The following is a 15197-nucleotide window of genomic DNA, read 5'->3' as shown; positions in this document are numbered from 1 at the left end:
TCAGTGGCAGCCTCAGGTCAGGTGGACCGAGGCGTCGTCGATCAGGAACGCGGTCTTGCCGGTGGTCGAGTGCGACACCAGCTTGATGCCGACCGTGGAGCCGAACTCGGCTGCGACGTACGGCGTCAGGTCGAAGGACTGCAACTGGTAGCCCTTGGTGGCGTTCAGGTTGGACCAAGTCCTCACCGTGGCCATGTACTTGCCGCTGTACTGGTCGTAGAGCTCCAGCGAGAGGGTGTCGGCCGCGGTGCCGCCGGGGGCCGAGGCGCCCTGGGCGGCGCCCGTGATGTTCAGCCAGAAGGTCAGCGACTCCTTGGAGTAGCCGGGCGTGGTCTCCACCCACTGGGTGATGGAGTCGTCGGTGGTGGTGTTCTGGCCCAGCCAGGCGTACGAGCTGCCGCTGTGGGCGGCGTGCGCACTGGAGGGGGTGATGATGTTGTAGCCCGAGGGGTTCCAGGCGCCGTGGTTGGAGGTGCTGTTCTCGAAGCCGGGATCGGTGAGCTGCTCGATCGGGGCGCAGCCGACCTGGGGGCCGTTGGCGAGCGCCCAACGGAAGCTCTGGCTCTGCGCGTTGCCGTGGTCGTCGGTGCCGGTGACGGTGACCGTCCGGGTGCCGGTGGCGTTGCTGGTGCCGATGATGCGGCCGGTGGCGGCGTTGATGTGCAGGCCGGCGGGCAGGTTCGCGGCGCTGTACCTGATCGGCCGGCCGGCGGAGTCGGAGGCCAGGACGGCGAAGTCGACGGCCTTGCCGCGCTGGGTGGTCTGGTCGCAGGGCTTGGTCACCAGCAGGGTCTGGTTGCCGAAGACCGGGTCGTCGCCCATGCACAGGTGGTCGTAGTTGGACCACATCGTCTGCACCGGGAAACTACCGGTCGACAGCTGGAGGTTGAACATCCCGCCGTTGGAACCGACCGGGATCCAGGAGCACTTGTCGCCGATCTCCTGGCCGGTGGCGTCGGTCCAGGCGCCCGACGGGTTCTGGTCGGTGATGGTCTCGGCGTACTCGTGGCCGCCGATGATCCCGTAGCCGTCCAGCCGGCCGCGCGCGCCGGGGTTGATCCAGTTGGTGCCGCAGTCCGGCACGTCGGTCAGGTAGGGCATCAGGGTGTAGGCGAGGGTGCCGTACGAGCTGCGCATGAAGGTGTGCCAGGCGCAGTAGCCGAGCTCCTTCCAGCTGTCGGAGTCCTCGCCCTGCGGGGTGTTGATGATGTACTGGACGTTGCGGTTCTGGTTGGGGTCGCCGTTGCCGAAGTGCTTGGCGGCGGCCAGGACTTCGGCCGCGATCTGCGGTTCGGTGGCGGCCTGCGGGGACGGCGCGGCGTTGTCCACCCAGACACCCGAGAGGGTCTGGCCCTGGACCGGCTGGCCGACGTGGTTGGCGCTGCTCGGGCACTGGTCGGTGCCGGGGGTGATGCCCTCGCAGTACTGGGTCATCACCTTGGACCAGGTGTCGTTGGCGCTGCCCAGGCCCTTGAAGAACTCCTGCTGGTAGGGCGCGGCGCTGTCCGGGTCGCCGGTGAGGGTGGTGTCGCCGGTGCTCGGGTCGGTGCCGGGGGTGCCCCACTGGCTTCCCCAGTAGATCAGGTAGACCTTCGGCTGCCCGGTGGTGACGCCGATGGAGTCCTGGCCGCCGCGGTAGGTCATCTGCAGGTCGTAGTTGTTCATCGGCCTGTCGATGCCGCTGCCGGCGGCCGCGTTCGCCGCCTGCTGGGCGCTGTAGGTCTTGGCGTTGGGCATCACATGCGGCCGGGTGGCGCCGAGTTGGACCCAGACGCCGTTGATCTGCTGCCAGCCCTCGCTGGACGGGTGCTGGGTGTCGTTCGCGGTCTGTCGGGCGGTGGAGGCCTGGGCGGCCTGGGCGTCGGCGGTGCCGGCGACGGCGCCGGAGAAACCGCTGGTGGCGACGCCGAGGGCGAGGCCGGCCAGCAGGAGGCGGCGCAGGCGCGCGCTCGGGTGCGAGCGGACTGTGGGCACAGGGGTTCCTGACTCTCTCGGCGGTGCGGGGGCAGGGGGAACCGATGGCCGACGGGCGGGGCCCGGCGGGACCCCTCGACCACCTGTGCAATGACACATGTCACCTGTCACACGGGTCAAGACCTGTGCAGGGTGATTCCTGTTCAGTGGTGAGGGATTGCGCGAAGAACTTCGCGGTTCACTGCGCCGCGGACAGCGTGAATGCGGTGTTCACCAGCGCCACATGGCTGAACGCCTGCGGAGTGTTGCCGAGTTGATGGCCGGTCAGTGGATCCCATTCCTCCGACAGCAGGCCCAGGTCGTTGGCCAGGCCGACCGCGCGGCCGAACAGCTCCCAGGCCTCGTCGCGCCGGCCGATCGCCGCCAGCGCGTCAGCCAGCCAGAACGAGCAGGCCACGAACGCCCCTTCGGATCCCGCCACCCCGTCCACGCGGTGGCGGGCCGAGCCGTCGAGGGCGTAGCGGCGGACGAAGCCGCCGTGGTCCAGGCCGTCGCGGACCGCCTCCACGGTCCGCACCACCCGCGGGTCGTCCGGCGGCAGGAAGCCGGTCTTCGCCACGAAGAGCGTCGCGGCGTCCAACTCCCGTCCCCCGTAGTGCTGGACGAAGACTCCCTGGTGCTCGTCGTAGCCGTGCAGGCAGACATCGGCGTGCACCGCCTCGCGCAGCGCCCGCCAGCGGTCCACCGGCGCGGGCAGACCGGTGGCCTCGGCGAGCTTGACGGCCCGGTCGGCGGCCACCCAGCACATCACCTTGGAGTGCACGAAGTGCCGCCGCTCACCGCGCACTTCCCACAGTCCCTCGTCCGGGTCGCGCCAGTGCTGCTCCAGGAACGCCATCAGCGTGCGCAGCAGCCCCCACACCTGCCGCTCCATCGGGATGCCGGCCGCGTAGGCCAGCTGCAGGGTGTCCACCACCTCTCCGTAGACGTCGAGTTGGAGCTGCGCGACGGCCGCGTTGCCGAGCCGCACCGGCGCCGAGCCGCCGTGCCCGGGCAGCCAGTCGGCCGGCGTCTCGGGCAGCCCGCGTTCGCCGGCCACCCCGTACACCGTCTGCAGGTCACCGGGGTCGCCGGCGATCGCCCGCAGCAGCCACTGCCGCCAGGCCACCGCCTCCTCGCGGAAGCCGCCGCGCAGCAGGGCGGAGAGGGTCATGCTGGAGTCGCGCAGCCAGCAGTAGCGGTAGTCCCAGTTGCGCTCGCCGCCCAGCTCCTCCGGCAGCCCGGCGGTGGGCGCCGCGACGATGCCGCCGGTCGGCGCGTACGCGAGCGCCTTGAGGGTGATCAGCGAGCGCAGCACCGCGGCCTGCCACTCGCCCCGGTAGCGGCAGCCGGCCGCCCAGCGCTGCCAGCGCTCGGTGGTCTCGGCCAGCGCGCGCTGCGGGTCGACGGGCCGGGCGGCGGAGCGGTGCGAGGGTTGCCAGGTGAGCACGAACGGCACCTGCTGACCGGCCCGCACGGTGAACTCCGAGCGGGTGCTGTGGTCCTGGCCGTAGGTGTGCACCCCGCTGGGCACCCGCAGCCACACGGCGTCCGGGCCGGCCACCGCCACCCGGTGGTGGCCGGTGCGGCGCACCCAGGGCACGCTGCGCCCGTAGTTGAAGCGCAGTCGGAGCTCCCCGCACATCTCCACCGAGCCGCGCAGGCCCTCGACGATCCGGATCAGCTGCGGGTCGCGCTCGCGCTGCGGCATGAAGTCGGTGACCCTGGCTGCCCCCTCGGCGGTCTCCCAGTGGGTTTCCAGCACCAGCGTGCCGTCCCGGTAGCCGCGCCCGGCGGGGGCCACCACGCCGGCGCCGGTGTTGGCGGGGGCGAGCCGCCAGTGGCCGTGCCGCTCGTCGCCGAGCAGCGCGGCGAAGCAGCTGGGAGAGTCGAAGCGCGGCAGGCAGAGCCAGTCGACCGAGCCGTCCCGGCCCACTAACGCGGCGGTCTGCAGGTCGCCGATCAGGGCGTAGTCCTCGATCCGTCCTGCCATGCAGCTATTCTGCGCCGCATCCCGCGCGGTATGACCGACAGGACCGGACGGTTGCGGTGACGCATGAATCGTAGGATGATCTTTGTGCCTCTTGTCTAATTCTGTGTCGGATGTTTCGGAAGTGCCGAAAGAAGTGCCGAAAGGGGTCCCTGATGCGGCGACCGCCGTGGGTGCCAGCTGGTATGGACCTTGACCGGCCCAATGCGGCGCGGGTGTACGACTACTACCTCGGCGGTTCGCACAACTTCGCCGCCGACCGCGAGATGGCCCGCCAGGCGGTGAAGCTCTGGCCGGACCTGCCGCTGATCATGCGGGCCAACCGCGCCTTCCTGCGCCGCTCGGTGCAGTATCTGGCCGAGCAGGGCTTCACCCGCTTCCTGGACATCGGCTCCGGCATCCCGACCTTCGGGGCGGTGCACGAGATCGCCCGCGGGATCCAGCCGGACACCCGGGTGGTCTACGTGGACAAGGACCCGGTCGCGGTCGCGCACAGCCGGCTGCTGCTCAAGGACGACGAGCTCAGCCAGGTGGTACACGCCGACCTGACCGACCCGGCCGACCTGCTGGCCCGGCCCGAGGTGGTCGAGCTGCTGGCGCCGGGCGAGCCGGTGGCGGTGCTGCTGGTGGCGGTGCTGCACTTCGTCACCGACGAGCAGGACCCGGAGGGGATCGTCCGCACGCTGCGTGACGCCCTGCCGCCCGGCAGCGCGCTGGCGCTCTGCCACGCCTCGCTGGAGGGCCGCCCCGACCAGACCGACGCGCACCAGGACCTCTACCAGCGCACGCCCACCCCGCTGACCATGCGCTCGATGGAGCGGATCAGCGGCTTCTTCGAGGGCTTCGAGCTGGTCGAGCCGGGCGTGGTCTACCTGCCGCAGTGGCGTCCCGAGCAGCCCGCCGCGGTCGGCCCGCACCCCGAGCGGATGGTCGGCGTGGTCGGAGTGGGGCGCCGGACGTGAACAGACCGCCGCCGGCGGGTGGCAGCGCCGCCAACGGCCTGCCCGAGAGCAGCCCGAACGACAGCAGCAGCCTGACCGAGAGCAGCAGCCCGACCGAGAGCAGCCCGAACGACAGCGCAGCCGGCGCCGCCGACGGCTTCCCCGAGAGCTGGGCCCTGCTGCTGCAGGGCGGCCAGGGCGTCGCCATGCACCCGGGAGCGCTGCGCCGGCTGGTGGCCAGGACGACCGCGCTGCTGCTGCAACACACCGAGGCCGACCCGTCGGACGGCTTCGACGCGGGCCCGGCCGAGCAGGCCGGCGCGCTGCTGGTGGACGCGCACTTCACCGACCCCGACCTGCTGGCCCGCGCGGTCGGCCTGCTGCACGGCAGCGACCTGGCCCAGGGCCGGACCGCCGAGCTCACCGGCGCCTTCGCGGCGGGCTGGGCAGCCGCGCTGCGCGAGCGCACGCTGGCCGAGCAGGAGGCGATCCGGCTGGCCGCCGACACCGCCCGGCGGGACGCCGAGCGGGCCCTGCGCGAGTCCGAGGCACGCTTCCGGGCGCTCTTCGAGAGCGCCGCGATCGGCATCGGCATCGGCGACGTCGAGGGCAACATCCTGGCGGCCAACAAGGCGCTGCAGGACATCTTCGGCGCCCGGCCTGAGGACCTGCGGGGGCGCCGGGTCAACGACCTGGTGCACCCCGAGGACACCCCGGGCGTCTGGGAGGCCTACGAGGAGCTGGTCAGCGGGAAGCGCGAGCACTTCCAGTTCGACAAGCCGTACTACCGGCAGGACGGCGAGGTGGTCTGGACCCATCTGACCTGCTCGCTGATCCGCGACGACGAGGGCCTGCCGGTCTACCAGGTGGCGATGCTGGAGGACATCACCGACCGCTACCGCCTGCAGGAGCGGCTGCGCCACCAGGCCACCCACGACCCGCTCACCGGCCTGCCCAACCGCACCGCGTTCTTCGAACGGCTGGAGGCGCTCTTCGAGTCCCCGGAGCCGGGAGCCCGCTTCGGCCTGTGCTACGTGGACCTGGACGGCTTCAAGGTGGTCAACGACAGCCTGGGCCACGAGATGGGCGACCAGCTGCTGGCCGCCGTCGCGGTGCGCCTGGAGTCCGCGCTGCGCCCGCTGGGCCACCTGGTGGCGCGGCTGGGCGGCGACGAGTTCGTCGTCCTGCTGGAGAACTGCCGGGGCGAGCAGGAGGCCGTCGCGGCGGCCAAGACGGTGCTGGCGGCGCTCGCCAAGCCGGTCCCGATCGACGGTCACCGGCTGGCGGTGGGCGCGAGCGTGGGGGTGCTGGAGCGGCCGGTCGCGGCCACCACGCCGATGGCCGCCGTCCGGGCCGCCGACCTCACGCTGTACCGGGCCAAGGAGGAGGGCCGCGGGCGCTGGACGCTCTTCGACCCGCAGCGCAACGCCCGCGCGGTGAGCCGCTACGCGGTCTCGGTACGGATGCCGATCGCGCTCGACCGCGGTGAGTTCTTCATCGACTACCAGCCGCTCTGCACGCTGGCGGACGGCTCGCTGGCCGCCGTCGAGGCGCTGGTGCGCTGGCGGCACCCGCAACTGGGCGTGCTGGGCCCGGACGAGTTCATCGGCACCGCCGAGGAGACCGGCCTGATCATGCCGCTGGGCCGCTGGGTGCTGGAGCAGGCCTGCGGCCAGGCGGCCGACTGGGTGGCCAGGTTCGGCGACCGCGCGCCGCAGATCAACGTCAATCTGGCGGTCCGTCAGGTGCGCAACGCCGGGCTGGTGTCGGACATCGACCGGATCCTGCGCTCCTCGGGCCTGGACCCGCGGCTGCTCCAACTGGAGATCACCGAGAGCGCGGTGGTCGGCCCCCAGGACGAGTCGGTGCGCGCCCTGCACTCGCTGGTGGACCTGGGCGTCTCGCTGGCGGTGGACGACTTCGGCACCGGCTGGTCCAACCTCGCCTACCTGCGCGACCTCCCGGTCTCCAGTCTGAAGATCGCGGGCTCCTTCGTCAGCGACCTGAAGGACTCCGGCAAGGAGCAGCTGCTGGGTTGGCGGATCATCGGCGGCCTGGTCTCGCTGGCGCACACGCTCGGCCTGACCGTCACCGCCGAGGGCGTGGAGAACGCCGGCCACGCCGAGCGGTTGCGCGAGATGGGCTGCGATTGGGCGCAGGGCTGGCACTTCGGCCGGCCGGCCCGGCCGGAGGAGATCGCCCGCCGGATCGCCGAGTCGACGACCGCACACCCGGCAAAGCGGGACATTCGGTAAAGCGCGCTACAAATCACCAAGTACCCCCTTGACTTGGGGCAAAGCTGCGCGCCATGATGGGGCCCTGGCACCGCCGCACCGGAGCATCATCGGGAAGGCTTCACCACCCACCGGCAGCGCAGAGCACAGCGCAGAGCGCAGCGGCCAGTTGTCACCCGACGCTTCTGCGTCCGAGATCGGCGGTCGTCCTCGCGCTCGCGCTTCCCGACGCGCGAACCCCCGTCGCCCCTCTCAGCCCTACCGACGGGCCCCCGCCGCGCGTTGCGAGCGGGATCGTCCCCGTTTCGCCAGGGCACGACCCGGCTGTCGGCCGCCCGGGCCCTGCCCATTGCCTCCGAGAGGCAGTCCGCGATGAGTACACCCTGCCCGAGGGCACCCCTGCCCGCCGTGCGGACGACCGCATGCTGCGCCGCGCAGGCGACCGAGCAGGCGATCGAGCAGGCGATCGCGCCGGCACCCGACACACCGTCAGCCCGGTGGTCCCGGCCCGTGACGAGGCCCGCAACATCCGCTGGGTGTTCCGGCTCTACGGCGCCCGGCCCACCGACCTCTGCTACGGCTACTGCGCCTTCCGGCGCAGCTTCCTGCAGACCCTTGACCTGCGCGCCACCGGCTTCGAGATCGAGGCCGAGATGGTCGCGCACGCGCTGCGCTCGGGACTTCGCCTCGCCGAGGTCCCGAGCCTCGAACTCCCCCGCCGCAACGGGCGATCCCACCTGTATGCGGCCTCCGACGGCCGACGGGTACTGCGGACCCTCATCGCCGAGCGCCCCCAGCAACGGGGTGACGCCCGGCCCGCACAGACCACGGCCGTGGGGGAGCGATGAACGGCTCCGACCGGCGCGCCGACGCGGCCTGTCCCCGCCTCGCCGCCCGTGACTCGCTCTACACCCCCGTCCACGTCGTCGAACTGACCTGGAGGCCCCCGGTGAGCTCCGCTCGCCCGGTGGCCTCGGGCCAGTGGACCCGGACGGACGCGTGTTGGCGTTGGTGCGGCTGCATGGACACCCGCTCGGACTGGTCCGTGCCAGCGGCGCACCCGGCGATCGTGCCGGACTGCGCCGGGCGCTGGTCGAAGCCGCCCGTCGCGACCTGCCCCTCACCCTGACCCACTGCGGTACCCAAGCCACCGCGACGCCCGAGGCGCTGCCCTGTCGGGTGGGCAGCACCCGGGCGCCGGCGGGTCCGCTCCCGGTCAGCGTCATCGTCGCCACCCACAACCGGGTGGGCCGGCTGCGGCAGTGCCTCGACTCCCTGCTGCGGAACGGCTATCCGCGCTACGAGGTGATCGTCGTGGACAACGCCCCGTCGAGCGACGACGCGACGACGCTGATCGCCGAGCGCTACGGGTAGCTGTGGCCGTCGGTGCCCTGGGTGGTCCGGCGCTCAGCCGTCAGGGTCAACGCGCCGTTGCCGACGCTCACTTGGCCGGGCAGGCGCCACTGCTGAGGGCCTCTCACCGCCGGCCCGAGGCCACGACCGCGGCGCTGATCCGACGCGCGGCGAAGCCGGTCCCGCAGACGAAGCGCAGCACCGGACCGAAGGTGGCGGCGGCCGACAGGCCGGTGAAGTACAGCCCGGGCACCGAGGATTCGAACTCCGCCGAGAGCAGCGGCGCACCGCGTGTGCAGGTCAGCGCCCGGCGCAGCGCCGGGTCGAGCAGCTCCAGCCGGTCCACGTCCACCCGGTAGCCGGTGGCCGCGAGCACATGGTCGACCTCCAGCACCTCCTCGTGCCCGGCCGCGCCGCGCAGCTCCAGCCGGACGCTGCTGTCGCCGCTGCCGCTGCCGCTGCCGTCGGCCACGGCGCGCTGCAGGCTGCGCCCGGTCAGCTGGGCGAACCGGCCGTCCACCCGATCGCGCAGCCACCACGCGCCGGAGGGCCCGAGCACGGAGTGCAGCAGCCTGGCCCGGGTCTCCTGCGGCAGGTAGCGGTAGGCGTGCGGCGCGTGCGCGAAGGCCACCAGTGACCAGCCGGGCCCCAGCGGCGAGGCGGGCTTGACCAGGCGCACCGGCAGCGGCCGATCGGTGGGGCTGTCGGTGGGCGGCGGCTCGCCGAAGAGCAGCCGCCGGGTGCGGGCCACCAGGGTGGGCTGGGCGCCCGCCTCGTGCAGCAGGGCGGCGCTCTCCAGGGCCGACTGGCCCGCGCCGACCACCGCGACCCGGCGGCCCGCGAAAACGCGCAGGTCGGGGTGGTGCGCCGAGTGCGAGACCCGGCCGTCGGCGAGCAGTGGCTCCAGCACGGGGGGCAGGTACGGGTAGGGGCCCAGGCCGGTGGCCAGCACGACCCGGCGGCTGCCGAAGGTCTCGCCGGAACCGAGTGTGATCGTGAAGCCGGACTGCCGGTAGCTGATCCGCTGGACCGTCTCGCGCTCCAGCTCGGGCACCTGGTTCTGCTGGAACCACTGCCCGTAGCGGATGAACTCGTCGATCGGCACCGGGTGCTGGTCCTCGCCGGAGGGGCGGCCCTCCTCGGCGCGGAAGTCCTGCAGCCGCCCGTACGGGCCGGGGGCGGCGATCGAGGAGGCGCGCGGGGTGGACTTCAGGAACATCCCGACCGGCATCCTGGCGACCCAGCTGTCCATCGGCTCGCCGAACACCCGCAGCGGGACCTTGCGCGCGCGCAGGTGGGCGGCGGTCGCCAGGCCGTACGGGCCCGCCCCGACGACGGTGACGGGGATGTCCGGCTGCTTGCCCATCTGGCGTCCTCCTCACATCCGGCCCCCAGGGCCTGCCACAGCGCCCTCGTACCAGAATGCGCCGTCCCGGGCCGCACAGCACGTCACCGGCTCGGCCAGGCGCGCTGCGGGGGAGCTGGCGGGAATGGCAGCAGGGCCCCAGGGCCCGGCGAATCGAGGTCGCCATGGACGCCCGCGGGCCTGAGCTGGACCGCACGGTCCCCGCGCTGCCGGTCAAGGTCAGCCGCTATCCGCAGCACCACGGCGGTCTCGGCGCGATCCGCACGCTGGGCCGGTGCGGGGTGCCGGTGTACGCGATGGTCGAGCGCAACTTACGGGCGGTGAAAACTAGTTGCGCGGCCGGATCGCCCGGGCGCTGAGCTGGCGGGACTGCTGCCAGGGCCCTGCTGTCAGGGCCTTTGCTGCCAGGACCCTTGACACCTCGTCATGTCCAGGTCAAATTTGCAGAACACTTGCGCGAGCCTCCACATGACCCTTTGCGCGAGCCTCTGCACGACCTTCCGTAGGACATCGACGACGAGGGGCCCCCACACGTGAAGAACTCCCTGCTCGGCGCGCTGGTCGCAACCCTGCTCGCCGGCACCGGCGCCCTGGCCGGCGCGGCGGCGCCCGCCCAGGCCGCGACGCCCGCGGTGACCGTCAGCTACGCCGGAACGGTCGCGCTGAGCGACTGCTCCGGCTCGGTGGTGCGGATGCCCAACTCGGTGAGCACCGATCCCGCTCTGGTGCTCACCAACGGCCACTGCCTGGAGACCGGTATGCCCAACCCGGGCCAGGTCATCGTCAACCAGCCCTCCACGCGCAGCTTCACGCTGCTGAGCGCCTCGGGCGGCCGGCTCGGCACTCTGCGGGCCACCAAGGTGGTCTATGCCACCATGACCGACACGGATGTGACGCTGTATCAGTTGAACACCAGCTACGCGGCGATACAACAGCGCTACCACATCAGTCCGTTGACCATCTCCGCCAGCCACCCGGTGGCCGGCGACTCGATCAAGGTGGTCTCCGGCTACTGGAAGACCACCTACTCGTGCTCGATCGACGGATTTGTCTACAACCTCGATGAGGCCGGCTGGACCTGGAAGGACTCGGTTCGCTACACCTCCACCTGCAACACCATCGGCGGGACGTCCGGTTCCCCGGTGATCGACACCGCCACCGGCCTGCTGGTCGCGGTCAACAACACCGGCAATGAGAACGGCGAGACCTGCACCCTCGACAACCCGTGCGAGGTCGACCAGAACGGCAATGTGACGGTCCATCAGGGAACCAACTATGCCGAGGAGACCTACCTGCTGACCGCCTGCTTCGCACCCGGCAATCAGCTCCAACTGGACCTGCCGGGCTGCGCGCTGCCCACCCCCTGACGCCGAGGTTCAGGCCGCGCTCGCGCCGAGCATCCGCAGGACCAGGACCCCGTAGCGCTCGCCGAGCTGCTGCGGGGTCTCGCTGCTGCGCTCGCTGTACCAGCGCGCCACGTCGATCCCCAGCGAGGTCACCGCGCGGGCGGCCGTACGGGGCTCGGGGGTGTTGAAGACGCCGGCCGCCACGCCGTCCTCGATCACCTTCTTGACGGTGTCCTCGATCCGTCGGCGCAGCTCGGCGACCACCTCGAAGTCCTCGGCCGGCAGCGCGCGCAGCTCGTAGTTCACGATTCGCCCGACCGTGTGGCCGCGGGCGTGCCAGGCCGTGAACTCCTCCACCAGGCGTCGCATCCGGCACAGCGGGTCGTCGCTGTGCGCGGCGGCCTCCTCGACCAGGGCGAGCGTGGCGGCGTGCCCCTGGCGGCTGATCTCGGCGAGCAGCGCGGCCTTGGAGGGGTAGTGGATGTAGAGCGCGGCCGGGCTCATGCCGGCGGCGGTGGCGATGTCACGGGTGGTGGTGGCATGGAAGCCGCGGGTGGCGAAGGACTCCACGGCGGCGAGCAGCAGGCGCCGCGCGGCCTCGGGACGCTCCCCGGACCACAGGTCGGCGTGCTGCTGGCTGGTCATGTCGTCATCCTCGCATGGGCGATTCGGGCTGTTGACAGTGTGGCCTGCGGCCAACATGCTAAGCAAGCGCTTAGTTACCTTCAGGTCAGGAGTTGAGGACGGCGATGACGGATTCGTTCAAGGGGCAGGTGGCACTGGTCACCGGGGCCAGCCGGGGAATCGGGTTGGGCATCGCCAGGGAGCTGGTGAGCCGCGGGGCCAAGGTCTGCATCACCGCGCGCAACCCCGAGCCGCTCGCCGAGGCGGTGCGCGACCTGGGTGGCCCCGAGCACGCGATCGCGGTGGCGGGCAAGGCGGACGACCCGGCCCACCAGCAGGATGCCGTCGACCGGACCCTCGCGGCCTTCGGCCGGCTCGACCTGCTGGTCAACAACACCGGCATCAACCCGATCTTCGGCCCGGTGCTGGAGACCGACCCGGCCGCCGCCGCCAAGATCCTGGCGGTCAACGTGCTGGGCCCGCTCGCCTGGACCCGGCTCGCGCACGCCGCCTGGATGGGCGAGCACGGCGGCGCGATCGTCAACGTCTCCTCCATCGCCGGGCTGCGCACCTCGCCCGGGATCGGCATGTACGGCGTCAGCAAGGCGGCGCTCTCCCGGCTGACCATGGAGCTGGCCGGCGAGCTCGGTCCGGGCATCCGGGTCAACGCGGTGGCGCCCGCGGTGGTCAAGACCCGCTTCGCCGAGGCGCTGTACGTCGGGCGTGAGGAGGAGGCGGCCGCGCCGTACCCGCTCAAGCGCCTGGGCGTGCCCGAGGACGTCGCGGGCGCGGTGGCCTTCCTGCTCTCCGCCGACGCCGCCTGGATCACCGGCCAGACCCTGGTGGTCGACGGCGGCGTGACGCTGGGCGGTGGGCTGTGACCGGCGCCTATGGTGATCAGCGGATCGTCGTCACCGGCGCCGGGAACGGCATCGGGGCCGCGCTGGCCGCCGCGTTCGCCGCCGAGGGCGCCCGCGTGGTGGTCAACGACCTGGACGCCGACGCCGCTCGCCACACCGCCGCTGAGATCGGCGCGCTCGCCGTCGCCGTCCCCGGGGACGCCGCGACCCGCGAGGGCGTCACCGCGCTGATCGAGGCGGCCCGCGCCGAGCTCGGCGGCATCGACGTCTACTGCGCCAACGCGGGCGTCCCCGTGGGCGGTGGGCCCGAGGCGGCCGAGTCCGTCTGGGCGGCAGCCTGGGAGGTCAACGTGATGGCGCACGTACGCGCCGCCGACCTGCTGCTCCCCGACTGGCTGGAGCGCGGCTCCGGCCGCTTCGTCTCCACCGTCTCGGCCGCCGGGCTGCTCACCATGCTGGGCGCGGCGCCGTACTCGGTCTCCAAGCATGCCGCGCTGGCCTTCGCCGAGTGGCTCAGCGCCACCTACCGCCACCGCGGCATCAAGGTGCACGCGCTCTGCCCGCTCGGCGTGCGGACCCAGATCCTCACGGACGCCGGCGAGTGGGGCCAGGCGCTGCTTGCGGCCGACGCCATCGAGCCGGACGACGTCGCCCGGGCCGTGCTGGCGGCGCTGGCGGCCGAGCAGTTCCTGATCCTGCCGCACCCCGAGGTGGCCGACTACTACGCGGGCAAGGCCGCCGACCCCGGCCGCTGGCTGGGCGCGATGAACCACCTGCAGCAGAAGATCACCGGCCAGAAGACCATCGGCCAAAAGGTCATCGGGGAGAGCGTGTGAAGGCCTGGCAGGTAGGCGAGTTGGGGTTGCCGCGGGAGGTCATGCGGCTGGTCGAGGACGTCCCGGTGCCCACGCCCGGGCCCGGGCAGCTACTGGTACGGGTGCGCGCGGCCGCGGTGAACTTCCCGGACGCGCTGATGTGCCTGGGGATGTACCAGGTCAAGCCGCCGCTGCCGTTCACCCCCGGCGTCGAGCTCTGCGGTGAACTGGCCAGTGGGGAAAGGGTGATCGGCAACCCGGTGCTGCCCGGCGGCGCCTTCGCCGAGTACGCGCTGATGGACGCCGGCGCGGTCTTCGCTGCGCCCGCGGCACTCGACGACGCGCAGGCGGCCGCGCTGCACATCGGCTACCAGACCGCCTGGTTCGCCCTGCACCGGCGCGCGGCGCTGCGTCCGGGGGAGACCCTGCTGGTGCACGCCGCCGCCGGCGGGGTCGGCAGCGCGGCCGTGCAACTCGGCAAGGCCGCCGGGGCGACCGTCATCGGCGTCGTCGGCGGCCCCGAAAAGGCGGCGGTGGCCCGCGAGTTGGGCGCGGACCTGGTGATCGACCGGAAGAGTGAGGACTTCGTCGCGGCGGTCAAGCAGGCCACCGGCGGGCGCGGCGCGGACGTGGTCTTCGACCCGGTGGGCGGCGACGCCTACACCGGCTCGACCCGCTGCGTGGCCTTCGAGGGCCGGATCGTGGTGGTCGGCTTCGCCAGCGGCACCATCCCGGAGCCCTCACTCGGGCACGCGCTGGTGAAGAACTACTCGGTGCTGGGCCTGCATTGGGGCCTCTACAACACCAAGGACCCGCAGGCCGTGCGTGCGGTCCACGAGGAGCTCGGCAAGCTCGCCGAACAGGGCGTGGTCCGCCCGCTGGTGAGCGAGCGCCTCCCGTTCGACCAGGCGCGGCGGACGGCGTCCAGCGCGTCGCCGAGGGCACCACGACCGGCCGCGTGGTGATCCTGACCTGACCTGACCGTATCGACATGGGCGGAGAAGGCAGGATTCGAACCTGCGTGGGCTTGCGCCCGACCAGAGCCAGAGCCCTGGTCCCCGATAAACCACTCCGGGCACCTCTCCTCGTGCGCCGGAGCCCCGATCCTGCGGGCTCCTCCGCACACCTATGACTATTCACTACGGCCCTGACCCCACCCTGACCCGCCGCTGACACCACGACAGCCTCCGCGCCACACCGGCCGGAGGCGGCAGGCTGCGCCGTGTCAGCGGACTGAACTCCTCGCGGGTGGTCCGCTGACCTCCCGCGAGGAGTTCAGTTCAGTTCCTGGCTCAGACCGTCGCTTCGAGGGTGACGGAGATGTTCCCTCGGGTGGCGTTGGAGTACGGGCACACCTGGTGGGTTGTCTCCACGAGCTGGTCGGCGGTGGCCTGGTCCAGGCCGGGCAGGTGCGCCGACAGGGCGACCTGCAGCGAGAAGCCTCCGTTGTCCAGGGCGATCAGGCTCACCGTGGACCTGACGGTTGACTCGCCCAGCTTCAGCTTCTGCTGACCTGCTATCAGGCGCATCCCGTTGTGGAAGCACGCGGCGTAGCCGGCGGCGAAGAGCTGCTCGGGGTTGGTCTTGTCGCCGCCGGGGCCGCCCATCTCCTTCGGGACCGCGAGGAGTTCGTCGAGCACTCCGTCGGAGGTGCGGACCTCGCCGTTGCGGCCGTCGCCGGTCGAGAGTGCTTCGGTGGTGTAGAGCGTGGACAT

At 72.1% G+C, this 15197-nt stretch carries 12 protein-coding genes, 1 tRNA gene and 2 pseudogenes; 9 read left to right on the top strand and 6 right to left on the bottom strand.

Annotated elements, in window-relative coordinates; genetic code table 11:
* Window positions 1–12: 12 nt before the first annotated feature.
* Both P3T34_RS09525 and P3T34_RS09520 read right to left on the bottom strand, forming a co-directional pair.
* Entirely contained in the window at window positions 13–1974 is a 1962-nt protein-coding gene (locus P3T34_RS09525; protein WP_280665569.1) for a putative Ig domain-containing protein, read from the bottom strand.
* 178 nt (window positions 1975–2152) lie between these two features.
* Window positions 2153–3946, bottom strand: coding sequence for a glycoside hydrolase family 15 protein (locus tag P3T34_RS09520; RefSeq protein ID WP_280665568.1), 1794 nt, complete (start codon window positions 3944–3946; stop codon window positions 2153–2155).
* 182 nt (window positions 3947–4128) lie between these two features.
* On the opposite strand from P3T34_RS09520, the gene P3T34_RS09515 reads away from it, so the two are divergent.
* The 4 genes from P3T34_RS09515 (at window position 4129) to P3T34_RS09500 (ending at window position 8492) form a co-directional block, all read left to right on the top strand.
* A complete protein-coding gene (locus P3T34_RS09515; protein WP_280665567.1) occupies window positions 4129–4905 on the top strand; it encodes an SAM-dependent methyltransferase in 777 nt (258 codons plus the stop codon).
* Complete coding sequence (locus P3T34_RS09510; RefSeq protein WP_280665566.1) at window positions 4902–7139, top strand: EAL domain-containing protein; 2238 nt, start codon at window positions 4902–4904, stop codon at window positions 7137–7139. The genes P3T34_RS09515 and P3T34_RS09510 overlap by 4 nt, the downstream gene beginning before the upstream one ends.
* Before the next feature lie 476 nt (window positions 7140–7615).
* Window positions 7616–7966: a hypothetical protein gene (locus P3T34_RS09505; RefSeq protein ID WP_280665565.1), complete on the top strand. Its 351-nt coding sequence runs from the start codon at window positions 7616–7618 to the stop codon at window positions 7964–7966.
* A 151-nt stretch (window positions 7967–8117) separates the two neighbouring features.
* Window positions 8118–8492 (top strand): glycosyltransferase family A protein, encoded by a 375-nt coding sequence (locus tag P3T34_RS09500; RefSeq protein ID WP_280665564.1) that lies wholly within the window; start codon window positions 8118–8120, stop codon window positions 8490–8492.
* A gap of 103 nt (window positions 8493–8595) precedes the next feature.
* Here P3T34_RS09500 and P3T34_RS09495 read toward each other — a convergent pair whose 3' ends face one another.
* Window positions 8596–9837: an NAD(P)-binding domain-containing protein gene (locus P3T34_RS09495; RefSeq protein WP_280665563.1), complete on the bottom strand. Its 1242-nt coding sequence runs from the start codon at window positions 9835–9837 to the stop codon at window positions 8596–8598.
* A gap of 164 nt (window positions 9838–10001) precedes the next feature.
* On the opposite strand from P3T34_RS09495, the pseudogene P3T34_RS09490 reads away from it, so the two are divergent.
* Both P3T34_RS09490 and P3T34_RS09485 read left to right on the top strand, forming a co-directional pair.
* A pseudogene (locus tag P3T34_RS09490) lies at window positions 10002–10142 on the top strand (ATP-grasp domain-containing protein); the annotation flags it as partial.
* A 228-nt stretch (window positions 10143–10370) separates the two neighbouring features.
* Complete coding sequence (locus P3T34_RS09485; protein ID WP_280665562.1) at window positions 10371–11204, top strand: serine protease; 834 nt, start codon at window positions 10371–10373, stop codon at window positions 11202–11204.
* 9 nt (window positions 11205–11213) lie between these two features.
* On the opposite strand, the gene P3T34_RS09480 is transcribed toward P3T34_RS09485, so the two are convergent.
* The gene (locus tag P3T34_RS09480; RefSeq protein ID WP_280665561.1) at window positions 11214–11828 is read right to left on the bottom strand and encodes a TetR/AcrR family transcriptional regulator; all 615 of its coding nucleotides are present in this window, start codon (window positions 11826–11828) and stop codon (window positions 11214–11216) included.
* Between the two features lie 104 nt (window positions 11829–11932).
* On the opposite strand from P3T34_RS09480, the gene P3T34_RS09475 reads away from it, so the two are divergent.
* From P3T34_RS09475 to P3T34_RS09465, 3 genes and pseudogenes are all read left to right on the top strand, one after another.
* Window positions 11933–12688 carry an SDR family oxidoreductase gene (locus P3T34_RS09475; RefSeq protein WP_280665560.1) on the top strand — a complete coding sequence of 252 codons (756 nt, stop codon included), beginning with the start codon at window positions 11933–11935 and terminating at the stop codon, window positions 12686–12688.
* Entirely contained in the window at window positions 12685–13503 is an 819-nt protein-coding gene (locus P3T34_RS09470) for an SDR family NAD(P)-dependent oxidoreductase (RefSeq protein ID WP_280665559.1), read from the top strand. Before P3T34_RS09475 ends, P3T34_RS09470 begins: the two co-directional genes overlap by 4 nt.
* A pseudogene (locus tag P3T34_RS09465) lies at window positions 13500–14458 on the top strand (NADPH:quinone oxidoreductase family protein). Before P3T34_RS09470 ends, P3T34_RS09465 begins: the two are co-directional and overlap by 4 nt.
* 20 nt (window positions 14459–14478) lie before the next feature.
* Here the strand turns inward: P3T34_RS09465 and P3T34_RS09460 are convergent.
* Together P3T34_RS09460 and P3T34_RS09455 are read right to left on the bottom strand one after the other, a co-directional pair.
* A tRNA-Gln gene (locus P3T34_RS09460) sits at window positions 14479–14567 on the bottom strand.
* Window positions 14568–14774: 207 nt separating this feature from the next.
* Window positions 14775–15197 (bottom strand): organic hydroperoxide resistance protein, encoded by a 423-nt coding sequence (locus tag P3T34_RS09455; protein ID WP_280665558.1) that lies wholly within the window; start codon window positions 15195–15197, stop codon window positions 14775–14777.

This window comes from Kitasatospora sp. MAP12-44 (genome assembly GCF_029892095.1).
GTDB lineage: Bacteria > Actinomycetota > Actinomycetes > Streptomycetales > Streptomycetaceae > Kitasatospora.
The sequence above is the reverse complement of the archived record's forward strand: the minus strand, read 5'-3'. Positions and strand labels throughout refer to the sequence as shown.